The sequence below is a fragment of the Enterococcus sp. AMC1157 genome, from assembly GCF_058216555.1.
On record NZ_CM177099.1, the window covers coordinates 2,623,023 to 2,644,243 of the forward strand.

16 protein-coding genes and 2 pseudogenes are annotated in these 21,221 nt (G+C 35.5%); 8 read left to right on the forward strand and 10 right to left on the reverse strand.

The features are described 5' to 3' along the window. Positions 1 to 8: 8 nt before the first annotated feature. The 4 genes from AC4BBX_RS12835 to AC4BBX_RS12850 all read left to right on the forward strand — a co-directional run bounded on the left by AC4BBX_RS12835 (position 9) and on the right by AC4BBX_RS12850 (position 4,148). Positions 9 to 1,010, forward strand: coding sequence for an ABC transporter substrate-binding protein (locus tag AC4BBX_RS12835; RefSeq protein ID WP_490454204.1), 1,002 nt, complete (start codon positions 9 to 11; stop codon positions 1,008 to 1,010). A gap of 14 nt (positions 1,011 to 1,024) precedes the next feature. Beyond that, entirely contained in the window at positions 1,025 to 1,681 is a 657-nt protein-coding gene (gene tenA / locus AC4BBX_RS12840) for a thiaminase II (protein WP_490454205.1), read from the forward strand. A gap of 14 nt (positions 1,682 to 1,695) precedes the next feature. Further along, a complete protein-coding gene (locus tag AC4BBX_RS12845) occupies positions 1,696 to 3,006 on the forward strand; it encodes an acetylornithine deacetylase (protein ID WP_490454206.1) in 1,311 nt (436 codons plus the stop codon). Between the two features lie 119 nt (positions 3,007 to 3,125). Beyond that, complete coding sequence (locus tag AC4BBX_RS12850; protein WP_490454207.1) at positions 3,126 to 4,148, forward strand: alpha/beta hydrolase; 1,023 nt, start codon at positions 3,126 to 3,128, stop codon at positions 4,146 to 4,148. A 38-nt stretch (positions 4,149 to 4,186) separates the two neighbouring features. Here the strand turns inward: AC4BBX_RS12850 and AC4BBX_RS12855 are convergent, their stop codons facing one another. The 8 genes and pseudogenes from AC4BBX_RS12855 to AC4BBX_RS12890 all read right to left on the reverse strand — a co-directional run bounded on the left by AC4BBX_RS12855 (position 4,187) and on the right by AC4BBX_RS12890 (position 13,661). Next, positions 4,187 to 4,351: a hypothetical protein gene (locus AC4BBX_RS12855; protein ID WP_490454208.1), complete on the reverse strand. Its 165-nt coding sequence runs from the start codon at positions 4,349 to 4,351 to the stop codon at positions 4,187 to 4,189. A gap of 111 nt (positions 4,352 to 4,462) precedes the next feature. Further along, the gene (locus AC4BBX_RS12860; RefSeq protein WP_490454209.1) at positions 4,463 to 5,365 is read right to left on the reverse strand and encodes a phosphotransferase; all 903 of its coding nucleotides are present in this window, start codon (positions 5,363 to 5,365) and stop codon (positions 4,463 to 4,465) included. A gap of 47 nt (positions 5,366 to 5,412) precedes the next feature. Beyond that, entirely contained in the window at positions 5,413 to 7,176 is a 1,764-nt protein-coding gene (locus AC4BBX_RS12865; protein ID WP_490454210.1) for an ABC transporter ATP-binding protein, read from the reverse strand. Next, the gene (locus AC4BBX_RS12870) at positions 7,163 to 8,905 is read right to left on the reverse strand and encodes an ABC transporter ATP-binding protein (protein ID WP_490454211.1); all 1,743 of its coding nucleotides are present in this window, start codon (positions 8,903 to 8,905) and stop codon (positions 7,163 to 7,165) included. The genes AC4BBX_RS12865 and AC4BBX_RS12870 overlap by 14 nt, the downstream gene beginning before the upstream one ends. Positions 8,906 to 9,731: 826 nt before the next feature. Then, on the reverse strand, positions 9,732 to 10,520 hold the full coding sequence (locus AC4BBX_RS12875; RefSeq protein WP_490454212.1) for a DUF92 domain-containing protein: 789 nt from the start codon (positions 10,518 to 10,520) through the stop codon (positions 9,732 to 9,734). A gap of 904 nt (positions 10,521 to 11,424) precedes the next feature. Next, positions 11,425 to 11,967 carry a ClbS/DfsB family four-helix bundle protein gene (locus tag AC4BBX_RS12880; protein WP_490454213.1) on the reverse strand — a complete coding sequence of 181 codons (543 nt, stop codon included), beginning with the start codon at positions 11,965 to 11,967 and terminating at the stop codon, positions 11,425 to 11,427. A 137-nt stretch (positions 11,968 to 12,104) separates the two neighbouring features. Next, positions 12,105 to 13,136: pseudogene (locus AC4BBX_RS12885) on the reverse strand (IS1595 family transposase). A gap of 132 nt (positions 13,137 to 13,268) precedes the next feature. Beyond that, complete coding sequence (locus AC4BBX_RS12890) at positions 13,269 to 13,661, reverse strand: TIGR02328 family protein (RefSeq protein WP_490454214.1); 393 nt, start codon at positions 13,659 to 13,661, stop codon at positions 13,269 to 13,271. A 546-nt stretch (positions 13,662 to 14,207) separates the two neighbouring features. On the opposite strand from AC4BBX_RS12890, the gene AC4BBX_RS12895 reads away from it, so the two are divergent. The 4 genes and pseudogenes from AC4BBX_RS12895 to AC4BBX_RS12910 all read left to right on the forward strand — a co-directional run bounded on the left by AC4BBX_RS12895 (position 14,208) and on the right by AC4BBX_RS12910 (position 17,853). Further along, a complete protein-coding gene (locus AC4BBX_RS12895) occupies positions 14,208 to 15,728 on the forward strand; it encodes a phytoene desaturase family protein (RefSeq protein ID WP_490454215.1) in 1,521 nt (506 codons plus the stop codon). Between the two features lie 5 nt (positions 15,729 to 15,733). After that, positions 15,734 to 16,615, forward strand: coding sequence for a phytoene/squalene synthase family protein (locus tag AC4BBX_RS12900; RefSeq protein WP_490454216.1), 882 nt, complete (start codon positions 15,734 to 15,736; stop codon positions 16,613 to 16,615). A gap of 4 nt (positions 16,616 to 16,619) precedes the next feature. After that, the gene (locus AC4BBX_RS12905) at positions 16,620 to 17,072 is read left to right on the forward strand and encodes a MarR family winged helix-turn-helix transcriptional regulator (RefSeq protein WP_490454217.1); all 453 of its coding nucleotides are present in this window, start codon (positions 16,620 to 16,622) and stop codon (positions 17,070 to 17,072) included. 40 nt (positions 17,073 to 17,112) lie between these two features. After that, a pseudogene (locus AC4BBX_RS12910) lies at positions 17,113 to 17,853 on the forward strand (TspO-related membrane protein). Positions 17,854 to 17,988: 135 nt separating this feature from the next. Here AC4BBX_RS12910 and nrdF read toward each other — a convergent pair. Next, positions 17,989 to 18,954 carry a class 1b ribonucleoside-diphosphate reductase subunit beta gene (gene nrdF, locus AC4BBX_RS12915; protein WP_490454218.1) on the reverse strand — a complete coding sequence of 322 codons (966 nt, stop codon included), beginning with the start codon at positions 18,952 to 18,954 and terminating at the stop codon, positions 17,989 to 17,991. Between the two features lie 21 nt (positions 18,955 to 18,975). Further along, on the reverse strand, positions 18,976 to 21,135 hold the full coding sequence (gene nrdE, locus AC4BBX_RS12920; RefSeq protein WP_490454219.1) for a class 1b ribonucleoside-diphosphate reductase subunit alpha: 2,160 nt from the start codon (positions 21,133 to 21,135) through the stop codon (positions 18,976 to 18,978). Positions 21,136 to 21,221 lie beyond the last annotated feature (86 nt).

A 21,221-nucleotide genomic window follows, 5' to 3' on the forward strand; every position in this document is an offset into this window, starting at 1 on the left:
GATAGAAAATGAAAAAGAGTCGAATCAGAATTATTTTAGCTATGATGATTATTTTATTGATTGGAGTTGCTGGGTGTAGTGACACGAATGAATCAGAGGGGCAGAAGGAAGAGCTAACCTTGATGTTGGATTGGTATCCGAATGCCGTACATTCTTTCTTATATGTTGCTCAAGAAAAAGGATATTTTGAAGAAGAAGGATTAGATGTAACAATTGAAATGCCTTCTGATGTCAATGATCCGTTACGACTAGCTGCAGCTGGAAGAATTGATTTAGCAATCAATTATCAGAATCAATTGATTATGTCCCAAGAAGAAGGGATTCCAATTAAAGGAATTGCTTCCATCGTACAAAAACCTTTGGGAGAATTAATGTTCAAACAAGAAGCTGGAATTGCCTCTCCTAAAGATTTGGAAGGTAAATCAATCGGTTTAGGCACATCAATGGTTCCTCAAGCAATTGTTCGTGCGATGATTGAACAAGATGGTGGAAATCCCGATGCAGTTGAATTTATTGATGTAGGTTACGACTTAGTTCCAGCTTTGGCAACAGATAGAGTGGACGCGCTAATGGGTGCCTATATCAATCATGAATTATTGTTACTTGAAAAAGAAGGCTATCCAATCGCAATTATTCCTAGAGAAGAGTATGGGATTCCAGCTGCGATGGAGCTAATTTTTGTTGCCGGGGATGAGACGATTTCTGAAAAACCAGAAACACTAAAAAAATTCTTGCGAGCAGTGAAAAAAGGACAGGAGGACGTTGTGGCTAATCCTGAAGATGGTTTGCAAATTCTATTGGACCATCAAAATCAAGATTCAGCATTAGACCCCGAAGTGGAACAACAGAGTTTAGATATTCTATTACCATTGATGGGCAGCGATGCGCGTCCGTTTGGTTGGCAAAATGCTGAACAATTCCAAGAAGTGATTGATTGGATGGAACAAGCAGGTATCATTACAGATTCTTTTGATGCAGAGACGGTTTTTGTCGATTTATTAAATGAATGAGAGGAGATTGACAGATGACATTTACTCAAAGCTTACATGAACTTGCCCGAGAAAGTTGGACAAAAAGTAAACTGCACCCTTTTGTTCAAGAATTAGTGACAGGTGAATTGCCGATTGAAGTTTTTCGTTTTTATTTAATTCAAGATGCTTATTATTTAAAACACTTTGCCCATGCCCATCAGGAAGTGATGAAACGGAGTAACAATCAACGCATTATTACTAGCCAAAGGTTTTGTAAAGAAGGCTTAGAAGAATCTGAGTTGGCTATCCGTGAGGGCTTTTTCAAAGAATTGACGATTTCTGAGGAAGAAGTCTCAAACACACCGATTGCACCAACTGCTTACAATTATACGAGTCATATTTATCGTCAATTTGTGAATGGCACGATTCCAACTGCTTTGGCAGCTTTATTACCTTGTTACTGGTTGTATTATGAGATTGGAGTTGAGTTTTCGACAAAATCTTCCCCTGTAAAAATCTATCAGGAATTTTTAGAAACCTATGATAGTGAAGGTTTCAAAGAGGTACTAGATGAATTAATTCAGTTAATTGATGAGTTAGCAGCCGATTGTTCTGAAAAGGAACGGGAAAAAATGGCGGAAGCTTTTCTGTTAAGCAGTGATTTTGAATTGAATTTTTGGGAAATGGCCTACACACAAGAAACTTGGTAAAGGAGTGTGAATCATTGAATACACTAAGAATAGATCATTCTAAGGAAGAAAACAACATTCAAAAAATCTGGCAGGCAATGGATAGAGATGTCGATTCTTTACTAAGCATCATGGAAACGTTGATTGCGTTTCCTACCGTCAGTCCACCAGCTAGAAATACAGCCGATGTCCAGCATTGGATTAGTACTTTTTTAGCAGAGCAGGGATTTACAACGGAACAATTTCCATTCTATGAAAAAGATGTTCTTTTAGTAGGGGAACGTACAGGAAGCCAAGCTGATTTATTTAATAGTTTAATTGTAAATGGACATATAGATGTCGCAGCGATTGGTGATAAAAACCAATGGGAGACAGATCCTTTTACTTTAACGCAGAAAGAAAATCGTTTATTTGCTCGTGGCACAAGTGATATGAAAGGGGCAATGGCAGCAAATCTGTGGATTTTCAAGTTGTTGAATCAATTAGACATTGATTTAAAAGGAACTTTACAATTCCAATCTGCTGTCGGAGAAGAGGCAGGAGAAGCGGGTACACGAACACTTTTAGAAAAAGGCTATACCGCTGATTACGCCATTGTCAATGATACGACAGATTTAGCTCTCCAAGGTCAAGGTGGTTGTGTGACTGGCTGGATTACTGTGAAGAGTCCTGAAGTCTATCATGATGGTAATCGCAGAAAAATGATTCACGCAGGTGGCGGAATTTTTGCTGCAAGTGCGGTAGAAAAAATGGTCCCGATTATTGAAGGCTTGCAAAAATTAGAAAGACATTGGGCAGTCACCAAGCAATATCCTGGATTTCCAGCAGGCACAACGACGATTAATCCCTCTTATATTCAAGGTGGAATCAATCCAGCTTTTATTGCGAATGAGTGTCATTTGTGGATTACGGTTCATTTTTATCCGAATGAGTCTATTGAAGAAGTACAAAAAGAAATCGATGAACACGTTGCAGCTATTGCTGCTAGTGATCCTTGGCTAAAACAACATCCTCCAGTTATTCGGTGGGGAGGACGCTCGATGATAGAGGAGCAAGGAGAGATTTTTCCAGCTCTTGAAATTAACGATCAGCATCCAGCATTTACCTTATTGAAAGACAGTCACCAACAAATTGCTAATCAAGAACCAATCGTTAGAATGTCAACGTCAGTCAATGATTCTGGTTGGTTTGCTTATTTTGGCATTCCAGCAATTAGTTACGGACCTGGAGAACTGGCAGAAGCTCATTCAAATAATGAAAGTGTCAGTGTAGAAGATATCCTACTATTTGCGAAAACAATGGCAGCTTTTATTATTCAATGGTGTAATTTACAAAAAGCTGAGTAATAATAGTTTTGATGATTATCTCTATTCAACTGGATTAAAAATTGTTGTATTTTGTTCTTGCCACTCTTTTAATTATATGAAAAAATTAACCCATCATATATTCTCAAAGGAGCCTAACGATGACCAAAAACCAAGTAGAAAAATATTTTGTTAATACCAAAACAATTGGCAAATTGGACCCAAAAGCTTTCAAAGAAATTGGTGGAGGTCAGCCAAAGCCAAAAACGGAAAAAAATAAGGTGAAACGAGTACCTACTTTGACCGAAATCAGAGATTCAATGGGCTGGCCAGCTAAAGACATCACTAAGAATGAAATAGTGGTGGAAGATCGAGTGATTCAAGGGCATATCATGACGAGAACTTATCGGAAGAAAGATCTTCAAAATAAAATGTTACCCGTTTTATTTTACATTCATGGAGGAGGATTTTTTGGAGGTTCGATTCAAAATGTGGAGCAGATTTGTCGAATGTTTGCTGACGGAGCCGATTTAATGGTGGTGTCGATTGGTTATCGTCTAACCCCAGAACATCCTTTTCCAGCTGGGTTGTTAGACTGTTACAATACGGTAGAATACTTTGCAACAAATGCAAACAAAGAGCTAGTTGACTCAGAAAATTTCTTTATCTCTGGAGATTCAGCTGGCGGCAATCTATCCGTCACGGTTTCTTTATTGGACCATGTTTATTTACAGACGAAATATTTACGCAAAATTGTGGCGTACTATCCGGTAGTCGAGTTGCTTTCTGAAGGAGAAGGCAAGCATTGGGATGTCAGCAAAGTTTTTGTGAAAGATAAAAAAGAACGAGAGTTGGTCCATAGCTATATTAAGGGATTTGGCAAACAAGATACACCAGTCAATGATTGGTATGCGGGTAAAATTGATAAGAAAAATCCACTGATCTCACCATTTTTTGCGACAGATGAACAATTGAAGCAACTTCCTGAATTGAAGATTATCATGGGTGAATTTGATCCATTAAAACTTCAAGTTGATTATTTCGTAGAACGTTTGGAAACTTTGGCAATTCCTTGTGAGTACAGAGTTTTTAATGGTATGGTTCATGCCTTTATGGACAAGATGGGGGATTACCCTCAGGCGGAACAAGGAGTAGAAGAGGCAGTTGATTTTTTACTATCATAAATGAAAAGAGTCAACTAGTCTCGACTAGTTGACTCTTTTCATTCATCCTGATTTTTATCCCGTTTCTTACCAGAGAAACCGGACAAACCAATGGCGAGAAAGGAAAATCCTAAAATCCAAAAGGTTGTTTGCTTGCTTGTCAGACCAATTACAAAAAAGACAAATCCTAAGATAAAAAATACAAATAAATTATTTTTTGCCATTGAAATATACTCCTTTAAAGTAGCTACTTCCGACAGGTTCTCTTTTAAGTATAAAATGTTTCACTGGATAGGACAATTATTATGCAGTTCGGATGTCTTTATAGTTAATAGCTACTGAGATTCAAGGATAGTAGTAGCTTGTGATACAGCTTTTTGAAAGAAGTGTTTTTCCCATTCACTGTCCAACTGTTCTTCGACAATCATTGAAGGCGCACCTAAGTTAAGCAAATATTGGTTCAAGCATTCCAAAGCAACATCTGATTCAAATTGTTCTTGGGAAATGCTCTTTTTTAGCTTGGGTGACAAGTTTCTATAAAAGGTTACTAGGATTTCTTCTTTGTTATTGTCTGAATCTAAGAAAGAATAACCACTATGAAACAATGCTTTGCTCTTATCATAAAATGCGTATAAGCGACTTACATCGGCAACGTAGCTTCCAATCTTTCCATAAGCCCAATCCACAATGGCAATCTGTTGTCCATCGAATAACACATTGATAGGTAGACAGTCATCGTGAATAAAGCTGACTGGAATTGCTTCTTGTCTGGTTAAATATAGACGGTAAGCTTTTTGTAAGATTGAATTTACTGCTAGTCTTGCTAGGATTTTACTTTCGTCAGTTTTCAGTTTTGCCTTTTCATCATAAAAAGAATTGGTGATTGTTGCAAGAGCAATTCCTGACTGACTAGCACTGTCTGTGGTCAAACGCTGTAAATCAGTTCCATTAAAGTACTCTATTAGTAACCAATTATTTTTTTCGAAATAAAAGGAGTTTACTAATTTTGGCAGAGGTAAGTCGAAGTTGCTTGCTGCTAACTTTTCATTGACATCTAATTCTTTTGCTTCAGCTTTTTTTAAAACGAACTGATTTGTATCTGTTGATAACAAAAATGCATCGTAAACAGAGTTCATCTCATTATCGATAAATTGTTCTACTTTTTTTAGGGTAGGGAGTTTAGTTAGTTCTTGAAAAAAGGCTATTTTTTCTTGTGATACTTGTTTTTTTGTAATCATATTAATCCTCCATATCCAAATTGAATGTTAGAAGAGTAGCGTTATACTTATGCAACCTGACTATTTCCAGACACTTTGGCTTGCAGGCGGTACATTTCTGCATATTGAGCATTTAGTCCCAGCAATTCTTGATGAGTCCCTTGTTCTTTGATCATGCCACTGTCTAGAACGAGGATTTGATCGGCATTTTGGATTGTCGATAAGCGATGGGCAACGATAAAAGTAGTACGCCCGGCTTTAACGACTTCCATCGCATGCTGGATAATTTCTTCGGTTTCTGTATCAATGTGAGAGGTTGCTTCATCCAGAATCAGAATTTTTGGATCGCTGGCTAGCGTTCTGGCAAAGGCAATTAATTGGCGTTCTCCAGAAGATAAAGACTGTCCTTTTTCGACAACTGGTTCATGAATCCCCAAAGGTAACTTATTGATTAAGTCTTTTCCGCCAACTTTTTCGATGGCATCTAAAACCATTTCATCCGTAATTTTTGGATCATTCATACTAATATTACTAGCAATTGTTCCACTAAATAAATAAGGTTCCTGTAAAACAATCCCCATATGTTCACGAATACTTTCTCGATTGTAATCAGCGATGGTATGTCCATCAATTTTTACGGCTCCTTGTTGAGGATCGTAGAAACGGAAAAGCAAGTTGATAATCGAACTTTTACCTGAACCAGTGTGACCAACCAATCCAATTGTTTCACCTTTTTTAGCAGTAAAATCAATCCCTTTTAAGATAGGTTGTTCTGGATTATAACCAAACGTTACATGATCGAATTGAACATGACCTTCTGTTAAAGGTAAAACTTTCTCGCTGTCTTTTTCAATCGGTTCATCCAATAATTCAAACACACGTTTCCCTGCAGTTAATGCTTGTTGGAGGGTAGACATAATTCTCACCAACATAAGAATTGGGTCAAATAAACGCGAGATATAGTTGATAATCACATAGATTGTTCCAATTGAAAAACCAAGAACACCATTTACAAATTGGGTTCCTAAAAACATAAGAACGGCAAACATCACTAAATTTTTTATAAAAGTAGAGAAGTCCCAAGACAAAATTGAATCTAAACGAATTGATTTTAGGCGTGTGTCTAACCAACTTTGATTGGTTTCATCAAATTCATCCATCATTGTTTCTTGGCGATGAAAGAGTTGAACGATTGAAACTCCTTGAACAATTTCTGCTGTTTGGCTATTTAAATCACTGACTGTTTCTCGCCATTTTTTATTAATGGGTGCCGCTAAGCGAATATAGGCATATTGCCAAACTGCAAAGAAAGGCAACAATCCAAGTAAAGCAAAGCCAATTATTGGACTGACGATAAACAAGGCAGTGTAAATAGCGATCACGGTTAGTACATTTATAATCACCATGTTACTAAAATTAGTATAAAAATTGGTTCGTAATAGCTCCGTGTCATTGACGATTCGCGCAGAAATTTTTCCTGCTGGTTTGTCATCAAAATAAGAAATCGGTAACTTTTGCATATGTTCATGGGCTTCATCACGAATTTTCTTGCTGACACGATTAGATGCATAGGCTAGTAGTAAATAACTAAAGTAACCAGTCAAGGCACTAACCAGCGTTACTAACATAAAAAATCCGAATAGTTGAAGCAAAGTCGCAAGTTCAACGGTTTGATTCATCGCAATTTGTTCAGAAACATAATCGATTAACTCTTTTCCAATCATTGGGGCATAAATGGATGTCCCTGCAGAGATCATTGAGAGTAAAATACCACTAATATACAATTTTTTTTCATAACGAAAATAACTTAATAAACGATTAAATGTTTTCAACAGGATTCACCTCCATCTGTTGATTCATATATTGTTGATAATACCAACCTTTAGAGGCTAGTAATTCATCAGGTGTGCCTGCTTCAAGAATCTGTCCATCATCAACAACTAAGACTTGATCTGCTTGAGCAACCGCAGATAAGCGGTGAGTAATGATGATATTGGTTTTATCTTCTCGCAAAGCTTGGATGTTTTCGATAATTGCTCGCTCTGTCTTAGCATCAACAGCAGATAAGGAATCATCTAAAATTAATAAATCTGGTTGGCGAATTAAGGCTCTAGCGATGGAAACTCGTTGTTTTTGTCCACCTGAAATCGAGACACCTTTTTCACCAATCATAGTTTCTAATCCTTCTGGCATACGGGATAAATCTTTGGCAAAGTCAGCAGAGTCAATGGCTACAGCTAAATCTTCTTCGTTAGCTGCATTACTTCCAAAACGAATATTGTGTCCAACTGTTTTGGAGAATAAAATATGCTCTTGCGGAACATAACCAATGAGGCCTTCTAGTTCTTGAATACGGTACTCTTGAATTGGTTGCCCATTGATGGTAATTTCACCTGATTTACTAACAGGGTATTGACGGAGTAACTGACGAATTAAGGTTGTTTTTCCACTACCTGTTTTCCCAACGATCCCTAAAGTTTCGCCACGTTTTAATTGAAAACTCACAGTTTTTAGCGTTTGGCTATCACTGGTAGGATATTGGAAAGCATAATGATTAAAATCAATGGTTTCAATTTTATTAATCGGTGCTTTTCCTGTTTTTTCCAGTTGATCGTCCGCATCCAATAACTCTTGGATTTTACGGAAAGAAACATTCCCTTGTTGATAAACCAGAACGATATCAGATAAGCCCCAAACAGAGCCGCTTAACATCCCTAAATAAATTTGGAAGGTAATTAACTCTCCAATACTCATTTGTCCTTGACTGATTAAATAACCACTGTAACATAAGCCAATGGCCGTACTTAAACCAGTAAACACTTTTGCAGTTTGACCAACAGCGCCGTTAAACAAGACTAAGTTATTGGCTTTTTGAAGAACTTCATCAGTCCTTTTTTGAAAACGAGCTTGTTCTAATTCTTTTTTTCCGTAAGCACGCATGACTCTGACACCATCGATCACTTCTAAGACTTCATTGCTTAGTTTGGCTACGGAATCACGATTTTCTTCATACAAAACATCAACTTTTTTCCAAAGCTTAAAGACGATATAGCCGAAGAAAAAGAGTGGAATCACACTAATCAGGGTGGCTTTCCAAGAAATAGTGACCATCATGATGGCTAAGATACTGACAGTCCAAGTGATATTGGAAACAATCAACATAAAACCATATCCGATGGTATCCCCAAGATAATCGACATCACTGGTCATACGTGTCATTAAATCTCCTGAACGAAAGCGTTCGTAAAAGGGTGTACGTAAATCTAATAATTTTTGGTAGACTTGTTTTCTAAGACCTGCTTGATAGCGATAAGATTGGCTAAACAAGGTCACTAGCCAAGAAACGTCTACGATATAAATCAGAACAATACTAACAAAAAAAGCAATTAATAATATCTCTAAATTTTGTTCTGATAAATTTTTGTCCACTACGGCATCAATGAATTGTTGAATGATGTAGTTTGGGACAATGGTTAGTCCGGAAGAAATAACAGCCAGAATCGTAGCAAGACCATAGACGACTGGATGTTTTTTTATGTAGGACCAAAATGTTTTTAGCATAGCAATAACTCCTCACTTTCATCACAGAAAATCTGTGTTTTTCGTAAAAAAGCGCACAAAAATACCCATAAATTGTAGACTCAAACTTCTCCACAATTTATAGGCTAGTTATTTAATAAATAAATGTAAATAGAGTTCTCCTCATAAAAAGAGACTATTCATTTTACATAACTTGCACCGTGAAAGGAGTTTGATGATTCAATTGTAATTGTTGGAATTTATTTTTGTTGTACATGAGTCATGCTCCTTTCTTAATTTTTTTGCTTTTTCACTCAACATTTTAAATTTACTATAGATGTTCAGACTTGTAAAGCGTTTTTTTAACAATTTGTAAAGATACAAAGAAAAGTATTCCAATTCCCGTTGGAATGTATATAACTAAACTTTGAGAGAGGCTCGGCTTAAGTCAGTCTTGGAGTCTGTGTGAGCAATCACAAAAATTTCAATTTTAAGCGCACAGTAGCCAATTTACTAGCTACTGTGCGTAATTCTTTTCATTATTATTTACAGGAATGTTCATATCAAAAAAAACACGAGACAAATGCCGTACCCTAACAAAGGAACTAAACTTAAACTAAGAAAGTTTACCATGTTATTAGTAATTAGACGGAAACCTTGGTCGGGTTCTTGATTGTGATAAGCTGCGATTTCTTGCAAATCGCCAGTGGGGCCAGTATATTTTCTTTGAAACGCAGAGCTTAAGATGTTATCAATAATCGATCCTAAAAAAACCTAAAACTCTGATAAATAGCATGCCGCGCCAGCCAAAGCTAGGTAGAGCTAAAAATGATAATGAAAGGCTACCAATTAATCCAGCAAATAAACCTTAAAATGAAACGCCACCTGATAAACCACTTTTGATAGGTTTTCCAGTTAAAACATTGTAGACAGTTCCTTTACTTAACATGCCGATTTCTGAAGAAAAAGTATCCGCGGCTGCAGCTGAAAAGACTGCGAATGAGAGTAATAATAGATGATTATTAGAAAAGAAAAACGATAACCAGAGCAAAAGACTTGCAGGTAGTGAATTACATAAAACTTGTTTCCAATTCCTAGTGTCACTTGGTTTTTGTACACTTTCTGCGTTTTTTTTGTGTGAATTTTTGAATCGACTAATTACACTGCCTAGAACAAAAAAGACTAAAAGGCTGATACCAATCCAAAGTCCACCAAAGCTATATAGGGTAACTGCGGTGAGAATTGCCGCTACAATGCCATCAAGGGTAATAGAAGACATTCGAAACGCAATAATTAAAATTATTATTGCAACGAAAAGATATAGATAAAATTCGATACTTCCATAATACCAGTATAAACTAGCAAAAAGTCCTGATCTAATTGATAAAGATAAATTATCACAACCTTTTATTCCAGTTAGCTCAATCAAAGTAGAGAAAATAGCGGTCAGTAATGTAATAAAGAGAAGGTTGAGTAAATCTCTAATTTCTAGTGGTAAAGAGAGTCCAAAAAACAGAATACTGAAAAATGTAATTACAAAGCTTGCAGTAAAAACGACTAAGCTACCAAGTAGTGTTTTGTCCTTTGCAAAAGGGAAAGGATGAGATTTCCCCCATTTTTGGCCTATAATCGCAGCCAATCCATCTCCGTAGGCCATCGTTAATAGTCCAATGAAGGATAAAATTGGCCACTCTAATAGGTGAGCTAACACATAGTACAAACATACTAATAGCATAATAAACCGTGCCTAAACTGTCATCATTTTTTCTATTGCTGGAATTAAGCGATACTTTAAACTTAGACTGTTGATTAGAATAAATGAAAAGGGAACTAGTAGAATCCCCCATATATCCGTGAAAAATGGAGTAATAAATAACCAGTTTCCTACTAAAATATGTACCGTTTTACGTGATAACTCGTTTGCACTTTTACTTACATTTGAAATAACCGTAGCCAAAAGTAAAACTAATCCAATAAATTTCCCCTTTAATAGATTCTATAGTTAATTGTTATTAGACATAGTTTTAAATGATTTTTGACGTGTTTTTCACTTTTTATAATAAAAATATTCGTGTGGTTTTACTCAAGCGAGACTATTGATTGAAAAAGGACTGATCGAACAGTAAAAGTAACTGATTGACAGAGTAGAATTGATACAGATTGGATATTTGATAACGAGAGTGGAAACTGCAAAAAAATTCAATATTAATCAATAGGTATGAGTTAATTCAATCAATTTCAGCACGTTAAAATTCAAATTTATGCTTAATTGAGCTTTCTTTATGATCAAAGCTAGTTAACTCTTCGTGTGTCAGATTGTACTCAGTAAATTTTAGGGTATATAATTAGGGTTGCATATTCATAAATACTCTATAACATCTTGTAAAATATTCGTTAGCGAGATACCAATCCTAATTCCTAGAGATTCATAAGAAGCAATAAAAGATTCTTGATTTAATCCTAAGGCTATGTAAAATTATATCGTTGATTATTTACGAGAACTAAGGGAACTTTCATTTTAGAAGTTCCCTTTTGTTTACTCTATTAAAGCCCTCGTTCGTTTAAGTAGACGTTTTTACAAACTTTTCATTTTCTATTTCTTTTAAAGCCTTTGCGATAACTTCACATTTTTTCACAGCCCAAATGTAATGATTAGATGTGTTCGCTGTAAAATAACTGAACAAATTACTTGTTTTCGTCCACTTATAATATTTTTTTGTTACGATTTCTTCATTCGTATGAATTTGAATTAAGTCTGTTACTCTTTGGTGACTTAACTTCAATTTCTTTATAGCTTGATTTAATGTCACATCTTGATAGTTCTCCCAAATCCGCATATTAAGGAGTTTAATACTTCTCCACTTATAACCAGGTGCTGGCATAAAAGGAATATCCCCATCCATACCCTCTCTATACCATCTCTCAAGCATTGCGTGCCATTCATAAAGATGCATTAAAACATCTCTAAAATTTTTATCTCTCTCTGGAGTTTCAATAGAAATTCCTCTTTTACTTTTCGGTACTGATTCAATTATTTCAAGTAGTTCTTTGAAATTTTTCTCGCTATTCAATAATAAAATCTCTTTCTCATTTTTGACTTTCATAGTTAATCTCCTCTTTTTGACTAATGGAAATTTTCAGAAAATAAAACTTTGAATATTTTTTCTCTACTTTTGATATGATTAAAAAGGTCATAATTTATAGACCAAATCATACAGACCCTTTTCTTGAACAACTGAGATTATCTTTTGGAAAATTCTGATAATCTCAGTTTATCATAGGTTACGACTGTTGAGAATAAACAACTTTCTATTATCATTTTGCTGACGGTTGCATCGTCTGATGCTATCGAGGAATCGGAACCAACTCAAATAATGGTCGAGGTACTTTGTAGCGACGCCATTGAAACGGTCAATCCAGCCTTTTAGTCGGCTATAATAACTATTAACGTTCTGGATGTGATAAACACCTTTCACACGTTGATATCCATCTGATTTGAATCGGTAATGTTCCAAGCCTTTATCTGTCGCATAGGTCTTAAAAGCTCTCCAAGCGTCTGTACGAGAACATTCGTTGAAGAAAGTTTGGAACCGATGGCATCATCGAGTCGAGTCTTTACGATACGTCCTTGACCGATGATTTTTGAATACGTCATCTTTTGGCGGTCTCTTGCAACAAGAACGCACACTTGGTCTTTACTAATGCCCCGTTTCTTCGAGGAGCCGCCACGTTTTCTTGGTTTACGACCTTTGAGATTACGCTATCTTTTCTCAGAATACAGGAAATAGGTTTCATCCATCTCGACAATACCTTCGAACTTCTCAAAGTCCATCTGCTTCATCGAAGAAAGCAGTTAATGTCGCCAATAGAAGAGAGTGACGTAATGAACCTCAATCAATTCAGAGGCTTTTCGAAGGGAGTAGCCTTCTATCATACATTGGATGAACCCTAACCATTTGTGAGGCAAGTGAGTTCGGTGAAGTGGGGTATTCGTAACATCGGTGAAGGTCTTTCCGCAATCTTTACAGTGATAACGTTGACGTTCAATCATTCGCATATCTATTTTCACTGAGTATTTCCCGAAACGGACAACCATCGTCGAATGGCAATGGGTACACGTATAACCTTCTTTATGCTTTCGGTCAGACACTTCTTTGAAGACAGGTTCGCTTGCCGAATAAGATGCAAGCGAGTTCACAAAGAACTGTTTCAATCTATGTTGGTCGGCTGTATTTAACTTTCGAATCTCTTCGATAATCTCCTTCAATGACATTCGGAACCCACTCGCTCTCACTCTTTCTTTACGTTATAGAACAAATGTTCTCTTTCATCGAATATCAACAGAATTCTTTAATATAGCCAATCCTAAAAATCAATTGTTTATCTATTGGTCAATAGTATCAGTTTATTTGGGATCCGAATAATTAACTGTGGGGGTAATAAAAATATTCTTTTCTTTTAAATTGTTTAAGCAATCTAATAGATACTGGTCATCATGTTCAGGATAGATAGGGTGAGTCAATTCAATAGGCATTAATGCAGAATATGCGGGACATTTTACGCCTCTATAAAGTGGATTCATCCATTTTATCTCCACATTGTACCCACGTGCTTGCATTTCTGAGATTATTAAGTTATGATACTGCACCAATTTGTAGGGACTATGGGAAAAAACATAATTAACCGTTGAATGATTTCTTCCCCAACCATTTCCTCTCAACGCACAACACTCTCGATGTTGACCTAAGAGTTGTTGTCTAGGTAATTGATGAATAATAGATTCGTGCCATAGTCTCATGAATGAACGTCCTCTCATAAATCAATTTAAATTAACTAATATTAGCATTTCCAAAGTGTTTTATCAAGTTAGTTCCATGTAATTGTTGATAGAAGAACCTTTAATAATGAATAGCTGAGAAAAAAGTAGAAAACAAATTAATAAAATCGCTAAAGTTAACCAACAAACATTTCTTAGAATATACTCATGACTAATCATTGTGACCGAGTCTTTGTCATGTAATATGGTGTTTTAGATGAACAGAAGGATACAAAAAATGAAAACTGATGGATGATTATTTTTCTCGTACAGTAAACGAGAAGTCGATTATCATTTAAACCATATCCATTTCAATAAATTTTTTTAACCGCATTCTTGAGAATATGTTAAAGTAGAAACTAATATTTTTTTGTAACGCCTTTCATTTTACATCGTACACGATTTAATTTACAATTTAAGTAATCCATACACTGGTGTAAGGCAAGGATATAATCACCCAAAATTGTAACGAATCCTTTGGTAAAGTTAGTAGATAAGATAAAAAAATATATTAGAAGAAGGTATAACATGAATGATAATAAGAAAAAAGTAATTATTGTAGGTGCTGGTGTAGCTGGTTTATCCAGTGCAATTCGCTTAAAAGTAGAAGGTTATGATGTAGAAATAATTGAAAAAGAAAGTATTGCGGGAGGGAAAATGAATATCATTGAAAAAGATGGTTTCCGCTTTGATTTGGGACCGACCATTGTGATGATGCCAGATTTGTATCGTGAGATATTTGAAATAGCTGGTAAAAATCCAGATGATTACATTCCAATGACTCGACTAGATCCAATGTATCGTTCATATTTTGATAACGGTACAGATTATATTGATATTTCGTCAGACTTAGTACAATTGACAAAAACCTTAGAGGCTATTGATCCTGAAGATACAGCCGGATTTTTAAGATATTTAAGCAGTATTTATGAGCGTTTTTTAGTGGCGAAAGATCATTTTATCCAACGTCCTTTTCGTAATAAAAAAGATTTTTACAATCCATTTATGCTTCACCAAGCAATGAAATTGAAAACGTTCGACTCAGCGACAAACTCTATTGCTAAATTTGTGAAAAATAAAAAAATTCAACAAATGTTAACTTTCCAAACTTTATATATTGGAATCAGTCCAGAAAATGGCCCGTCTCTATACACAATTATCCCTATGATTGAACTCTTGTATGGTATCTGGTATATCGATGGAGGAATGCATAAGATGGCAGAAGGTATGGAAAAAGTATTTCTAGAACTGGGGGGGAAAATTCGGTTCAATGCTCTTGTTGAGGAAATATTGATAGAGGACGGTATAGCTCGTGGTGTTCTTGTTGATGATGAAGAATGTTTATCTGATTATGTTATCTGCAATGCAGACTTTCCTTATGCAGTAAAGAATTTAGTTAAAGATAAAAAAGCAAAAGGTAAATATACCGATGAAAAAGTTGATTCTCTGAAATATTCTTGTTCTTGTTTTATTTTATACTTGGGAATGGATCGTAAATATGATGAGCTAGAACATGTGCATACATTTGTCTTTTCTAACAATTTGGATAAAAATCTTGAGCAAATCTTTAATGGTGAACATATAGAAGATCCTTCTTTGTATATCGTTGCAGCTTCCAAAGTTGATCCATCTGTAGCTCCTACAGACAAAGAAGGGCTGTATATTTTAGTACCTGTTTCTGAGTTATCTACGGCTCAATATGAATGGAACGAAGAAACAGTAATTTATTACCGTGAAAAAGCATTAAATGTTGTCAGTAATTTACCTGGTATGGAAAATATCAAAGATGAAATTATATCAGAGAGTGTTATTACTCCCATTGATTTCCGTGATCGATTTAATGCATATAATGGAGCATGCTTCGGTTTGCAACCGACTTTATTCCAAAGTAACCATTTTCGACCACAAGCAAAAGCGGAAGCATGTGAGAAACTGTACTTCACAGGAAGCAGTACCCACCCAGGTGCGGGTGTTCCAATCGTTCTGATGTCTGGTAAGATTGCTGCAGAAGAATTGATAATGGATGACAATCCTCAAATGAAAGGATGAGCAATATGACTCTTTCTCAGTTAGAACAAGATTATGCTTATTGTGAGAAAATAATCAAGCGTTCTTCTAAAAGTTTTTATACCGCGTTTTCTAAATTACCAAAAAATAAAGCAAATGCTGTTTATGCTATCTATGCTTTTTGTCGCTTAGCCGATGATACTGTCGATTCTCAAGAACCTAAAGCGGAGAAGTTAGAGAAATTAGCTCTTTTAGAAAGGGAGTTGCAAGCATTCTGTAAAGGTGAGCAGTTAGAAAAACCAACCTGGCGTGCACTACGTGATGTATTCGTGCGTTTTAAAATGAGTTCAACACCTTTCTTTGATCAACTCGAAGGTCAAAAGCAAGACTTGTCATTTCAACCTATTCAAAACTTAAATGAACTAAAAGAATATAGCTACTATGTGGCTGGTTCAGTTGGATTAATGTTATTGCCTATTATAGCTTCTGAACAAGAGTTTACAGATGAGTTAAAACAAAGTGCAATTTTTTTGGGTATAGCTATGCAGTTGACTAACATTTTAAGAGACGTTGGAGAAGATTACAAGGAAAACAAACGTGTCTATATACCAGAACAAATGCTAGCTGAGAGTAACGTTGATATAGCAGAAGTCATTGAGAAGGGGCCAACGTCTTCATTTATTAATTTATGGGAAGACATAGCAAACGAATCACAACTTGGATATGATTACTTCTATCGGCATAGTCATCTTTATGATAAAGATTGTATTTTTTCTGTACTAGCCTCTGCTAAGTTATACAATGCTATCTTGGATGCTGTCCGCAAAAACAATTATGACTGTTTAAAAATAAGAAACTATGTGCCAGAATATAAAATAGTAAAATTACTATCAGAGGTAAAAAAATTTACAAAAACGAAATTATGGTGATGAGATGGATGAATCAATATTTAATCGACGTTTAGAAGACCAATTGTGCTTTCAACTTTATCGAGCGTCCAATGGTCTTGGAAGAATCTATACGCGAGCGTTAAAACCATTTGGTCTAACGTTCTCACAGTACTTAGTTTTGTTAGCTTTATGTGAGGAGGAAGATATTACCGTAACTAATATTGGATTACTAACAGGCATGGTAATTGGCACACTCAATCCGATACTGAATAGAATGGAAGAACATGGATGGATTATTAAAACTCCTTATATAGAAGACAAGCGTATGACTTTAATCTCAATGACTAATCAAGCTCATGAAACAAAACCGAGGATTAATGACTCTATTTTAAGAGAAATGAAAGAGTGTCATTTAGAAGAGCTAGATATACTGACACTTATGCAACAATTAAAGTTGTTGCAAAAACAATTGGATAAGGTGAATGATGAAGCATAATTAAAAGAAAAGTAGAGGTTAAGACGGAGAAAAAACATGGTTGAATATAGGGCTCTTGATGCTTACTTTAGGTATAAATTATCTAGGGGTGGCTGGTTTTATTAACAATGCCTCTCAAGTAGAGGTGTCAAGGCAATACCAAACCCTCATCACTCCCGTTGGTTTTGCATGTAGCATTTGGAGTCTAATTTATTGGCTCTTAATAATCAGTCTCTTTGTTATGCTTGTGAAACACAATGCAAACTTATTACGGTAAAGCAATGGATGTCGTTTCTCCTTTTTTGGGGTGAGTTGTGTATTTAATTTGGGATGGATAGTTAGCTTTTCTTACTATCAAATCGGATTATCAAATTTATTTGTTTTTGGGTATCTTATTAGTTGGGAACTAATCGTACAAAAGTTTTTACGAATTCAAAATGATAAGCGGTGGCTACTTCCCCTAACATTTGGATTGAATGCTGGTTGGCTATTCATTGCTTCAGTGGTAAATGTCTCGGCATATCTTGTTCAAATTGAATGGGACCGATTTGGCATATCAGATGGAACGTCGGCAATTATTATGCTAGTCACCTCTGTTGCTCTTGTTCTTATTGTGGGACTAAACTTGAAAAATGTAGCTTTTTCATTACCGATTGCCTGGGCACACTTCGCTATTTTTCAAGAAATAAACTCAGTAGGTGGTTATTTAACAGTAGCAAGTACTGCAATAGTGGGAATGGTTGTATTATTATTGTTAGCCATATATATGTTCGAAATAATAAGGCTATTATGCCAGTCGTAAATTAAGCTAGATAACTTGAAAAATTATCTATATTCCCTTAAATTTTTATTCTTGCTGTAGGTTTTCTATTTGTCAGGTTGTATTAGAAGGACAAAAAAACCGAACATAATTGTTCGGTTTTTTTGTCAATCATTTTTATTCCAAGCCAATTAAATAATCATCATCGCTCATTGCTTCAACGGTTCCAAGCAAGTAGCCATTTCCGACTTGTGAGAAGAAATCATGGTTGCTTGTACCAGTTGAAATACCATTCATGACAATAGGATTCACATCATTGGCAGTATCTGGGAATAAAGGATCTTGTCCTAGATTCATCAAAGCTTTATTGGCATTGTAACGAAGGAAGGTTTTAACTTCTTCCGACCAACCAATTCCGTCGTATAAAAGTTCGGTGTATTTTTCTTCATTTTCATACAAAGTAAATAACAAGTCATACATCCAATCTTTTAATTCTTGTTGCTCATTTTCAGGCAATTGATTAAAACCTAATTGGAATTTATAACCAATGTAAGTGCCATGAACAGATTCATCACGGATAATCAATTTAATAATTTCTGCCACGTTTGGTAATTTATTGTTTCCTAAATAGTGGAGTGGCGTGTAGAAACCTGAATAAAACAAGAAAGTTTCTAGATAAACACTAGCAATTTTCTTTTGTAGAGGAGTTCCCGTTTTATAGATTTCGTTAATAATTTCTGCTTTTTTTTGTAAAAATTCGTTGGTATTCGTCCAATGGAAAATCTCATCAATCTCTGATTTAGTATTTAACGTACTAAAGATAGAAGAGTAACTTTTCGCATGAACGGATTCCATGAACTCAATATTATTTAGCACCGCTTCTTCATGGGCAGTACGAACATCTTTTTTTAATTGTGCCATACCACTTTCTGATTGAATGGTATCTAATAAGGTTAAACCACCAAATACGTGTCCTACCAATTCTTTCTCTTGTTCTGAAAGACCGCGCCAATCATCTAAATCGTTGGATAGAGGAATTCGCGTATCTAACCAGAATTGTTCTGTTAACTTTTCCCAGGTTGATTTATCAATTATATCTTCAATTTCATTCCAGTTAATTGCTTTATAATAACTGTTTGCCATGAAAAAGGCCTCCTCTTCTTTTTAGATAACACAGCTTTCACATTGGTTGCTGCCGATTTCTTCTGCATCGTCAGTAAAGGTACGTACATAATAAATCGATTTAATGCCTTTATGGAAGGCGTAATGACGTAAAATATTCAAATCACGTGTCGTTTGTTTGCTTGTTGTTTTCCATTCATACAAACCTTCAGGAATCTCTGAACGCATAAACAAGGTCATACTCATTCCTTGATCGATATGTTTTTGCGCAGTGGCATAAATATCAATTACTTGACGCATATCCATATCATAAGCTGATTGGTAGTAGCTAATTGTATCATTTGATAAATGAGCTGCTGGATAATAAATTTTTCCAATTTTCTTTTCTTGACGTTCTTCAATCAAGCGAGTAATCGGATGTAAGCTAGCACTTGTATCGTTAATATAAGAAATAGAACCATTTGGTGCAACAGCTAGGCGGTTTTGATGGTACAAACCATCGGCTTTAACTGCAGTTGCTAAGGCTTGCCAATCTTCACTTGTTGGAATATGGATGCCTGCAAACAACGCTGCAATTTTTTCTGATTTTGGTTGATAGTCTGCTTCAATGTAAGATTGGAAATACGTTCCACTTGCATACTCAGATTTTTCAAAGTTATGGAAGACTTCTTGACGTTCTTTTGCAATATTATTACTTTCAACTAAAGTCCAGTAGTTCAATAACATAAAGTAAATATCGGTAAATTCAATCGATTCTGGAGAACCATAAGCCATTTGATTTTTTGCAAAATAGGTGTGTAGTCCCATCGCACCTAAACCAATTGTATGGTTTAAGCTGTTTCCGTTTTGAATTGGAGGAACGACATCAATATCTGAAGCGTCAGTAACATAAGTCAACGCACGAGTCATCGCACGTACCGATTTTCCAAAATCAGGGCTATCCATTAAATTAACAATATTTGTTGAACCCAAGTTACAGCTAATATCTGTTCCTAGTTCTTCATATTCTTGTTTGCCATTTAATAGAGAAGGTTCTTGGACTTGTAAAATCTCTGAACATAGATTACTCATAATGATTTTTCCATAAACTGGATTTGAGCGATTTGCTGTATCAACATTGATAATATAAGGGTAACCAGATTCTTGTTGTAGTTTAGAAATTTCATTTTCCAAATCACGGGCACGAATTTTTGTTTTGCGGATACGTGGGTTAGCCACTAAATTATCATATTCTTCAGTAATATCGACATAAGAGAAAGGAACACCGTATTCTTTTTCCACACTATAGGGACTAAATAAATACATGTCTTCGTTTTTGCGAGTTAATTCATAAAATTTATCAGGAACAAGTACTCCTAGAGATAACGTTTTTACACGAATTTTTTCATCCGCATTTTCTTTTTTTGCAGATAAGAAACTAATAATGTCTGGATGGAAGACGTTTAGATACACAACGCCGGCTCCTTGACGTTGTCCTAATTGGTTAGAATAACTAAAACTATCTTCGAACAGTTTCATAACTGGCATTACACCACTAGCTGCACCTTCGTAGCCTTTGATTGGCGCGCTGGCTTCACGTAAGTTAGAAAGGGTAATCCCTACACCACCACCGATACGTGACAATTGTAGAGCAGAATTAATCCCACGACCGATTGAATTCATATCATCAGTTAATTGAATTAAGAAACAAGAAACTAATTCCCCACGGCGTTTTCTACCGGCATTTAAGAAAGAGGGAGTCGCAGGCTGGTAGCGTTGATGAATCATTTCATCCGCTAAAGTCAAAGCCAACGCTTCATTGCCATCCGCAAAGTATAAGGCATTAAAAGCCACACGATCTTCGTAGCTTTCTAAATAAGCAGTGCCGTCATTAGTTTTTAACGCATATTGAGAATAAAATTTATAAGCAGCCATGAAAGATTTGAATGTAAAGTTTTGTTCGTCTAGAAACGTGTATAATTGCTCCAAAAATTCTGGTGTATATTTGCGAATAAAGGCTTCTTCTAAATAGTCATTTTCAATTAAGAAATCAATTTTTTCTTGAACAGAGTTAAATTGTTTCGTATTTGGTTCGACATTTTCTTTAAAGAAAGCTGCTAATGCTTCTTTGTCTTTATGCAACGGAATCTGTCCATTGACTGGACGATTGATTTCGTTGTTTAGTTTAAAATAAGTAACATCTTTTAACGTTTTTAAACTCATATTATCTACACAACCTTATCTCTTTATTTTTCTTCCTATATGTTTCATAAAAAAAGAAGGACTTGTAAGCCCCGAAAGGACGGACA